This window comes from Bradyrhizobium sp. STM 3843, from assembly GCF_000239815.1.
In the GTDB taxonomy this organism is placed as follows: domain Bacteria; phylum Pseudomonadota; class Alphaproteobacteria; order Rhizobiales; family Xanthobacteraceae; genus Bradyrhizobium.
The window spans coordinates 1-1544 of record NZ_CAFK01000245.1 but is presented as its reverse complement, the minus strand read 5'-3'; the positions used below and the strand labels follow the sequence as shown (position 1 = coordinate 1544).

Genomic DNA, 1544 nt, shown 5'->3' with positions numbered 1-1544 from the left:
CCAGGCCGTGTAAAAATGTGAGGGCGGCCTGTTGGACGGCGGAGGGGAAGCATGCGGCCTCAAGCTGTACAAGGCCGGAGCGCATCGAGCAGCGCTGGTCCATTTTTGATGGTGAGGAGTCTCTTGAGATTGTAGCTCAGCACGATGAGCGCCAGCTCGGATTTTGCCTTGCGCAATCCTCGGACGAGGAAGCGCGGGACGCCCATCAGCCATTTTATGGTTCCGAACGGATGCTCGGCGACGTCGCGGCGGAGCTTCATCCAGGTCGGATCGGCCATGGCCCGCTGGTGCATCGCCTCCCGGTCATCCTCATGGAAGCTGCGCACGATCACCCGCCGGGCCGATTTGGTGCATTGCGACTTCAGTGGGCAGGTCGGACAGGCTTGTGTCCGGTATTCTTTCTTCTGTTGCGTATGGGAGATCTTGAACAGCTTCAGGACCTCACCTGCCGGGCAACGCCAGCTGTCTCCCTCGCGATCATAGGTGAACTGATCGCGGCAGAAGTATTGCTTTCCCTTCGGATTGACTGTCTCGGCGCGCGGCACGATCGCCGTAATTCCGTCCTGCTCGCACAACTTGCCATGTTCGCCGTTCGAGTAGCCGGTATCGGCCACCGCGGTGAGCTGGTCTGCACCGACCGCCGCCTTGCCTTGCTGCGCCATCGGATGGAGCTGCTGCAGATCGTTGCCGTCACTGGTCAGATCGAAAGCCACGATCAAGTCATGCTTGGCATCGACCGCAATTTGCGCGTTATAGCCCACCTGATGACCTCGCGGCGTGCGCATCAGCTTGGCCTCAGGCTCGGTCAAAACCTTCTGCTTGAGCCCCTCCCGCACCAGCTGTTCGGCCTGCTGCTGCAGTTCAATCCGCTGAGCCTTCAGCGCCGCGAGCGCTGCGGTAACGTCGGCCTTTGCCGGTTCTGGCGTGGCCTCCTCGGCATCGGCCTCATCCATCGCCATCAGATATTCAGCAATTTTGCGCTCCACCGCGGCAACTCGTTCTGCAAGCTTCGCCTCCGTGATGACCTTCTTGCGGCTCGCGACCGCAGCAATCTTGGTCCCGTCGATCGCCAAAACTTCGCCTCCAAACACCGATTGCCGGCGGCAGAACTCAATAAACGATCGGCATACCCCAGTGATTGCCTCTGGATGATCCTTGCGGAAGTCCGCAATGGTCTTGAACACCGGGCTCAGCCGGTTGATCAACCAAAACACCTCGACATTGCGCTGGGCCTCTCGTTCAAGCCTCCGGCTCGACCGCATCTGGTTCAGGTAGCCGTAGAGATAAAGCTTCAGCAGGTCGCCGGGATCATAAGACGGTCGTCCCGTCGCCTCCGCTTCAACCTTCGAAAAGCCCAGCGTCCTCAGATCCAGGCTATCCACGAAGGCGTCAATGACACGCACCGGGCTATCGGGTGCGATCACCTCATCGAGAGCCTCAGGGTAGAGCGTCGCCTGATAACGCGATTGGCCGCTGACGTGTCCCATTCTGCCCCCGAATCAATCACCTCTCAATCCCACCACGAACCCATGGTTTTTACACGG

At 59.8% G+C, this 1544-nt stretch carries 1 protein-coding gene; it reads right to left on the bottom strand.

From position 1 onward, the window contains the following. Positions 1 to 59 precede the first annotated feature (59 nt). Positions 60 to 1487, bottom strand: coding sequence for an IS1182 family transposase (locus BRAS3843_RS25150; protein WP_008971909.1), 1428 nt, complete (start codon positions 1485 to 1487; stop codon positions 60 to 62). Positions 1488 to 1544: the final 57 nt, after the last annotated feature.